Raw genomic sequence first — 445 nt, forward strand, 5'->3', positions numbered from 1 at the left:
GATGAATGAACTTCAAGCATTGGTTAGAAAACCTCTTTTATCTATACTCTTGGCTCTATATTCTTGATTCTTTTCTAAAGTTCTACTGAGCGGAGTCGGAGCACTACAATTCCAACAACTCATTCTTCAATGCCTCTTGCCTTTCGCTTTTCTCTATGGTTTGGGCAAAGAGTTCCAAAATGGCATTTTCTATTTTCTTGTTTTCATTTAGCCCATTAAACACATTGCGAATCATTGATGTGCCATAAGGTTTCCCTTTTCTATTGGTTACTTTATTTTCTTTTAAAATTTTTAGCACCCTATCTGTATAGTGATAACCCAATACTTTTTTTAGTTTTTTATATTGTTCTTCATGTATCATTCTGTTGTGTTTTCTGTGGTATCGTTATCGGCTGTTCTAGCACTTTTACTAAAGAGTACCTTCATGTCTTCAAATACCGTTTTA

Annotated in this window: 1 protein-coding gene; it reads right to left on the minus strand. The window is 33.9% G+C overall.

The genetic code is table 11. The annotated features are described in order from the left end of the window. Positions 1–103: 103 nt before the first annotated feature. The gene (locus Q0828_RS24400; RefSeq protein WP_298427983.1) at positions 104–361 is read right to left on the minus strand and encodes a hypothetical protein; all 258 of its coding nucleotides are present in this window, start codon (positions 359–361) and stop codon (positions 104–106) included. Between the last annotated feature and the right edge of the window lie 84 nt (positions 362–445).

Source organism: uncultured Kordia sp., assembly GCF_947496985.1.
Taxonomy (GTDB): Bacteria; Bacteroidota; Bacteroidia; order Flavobacteriales; family Flavobacteriaceae; genus Kordia.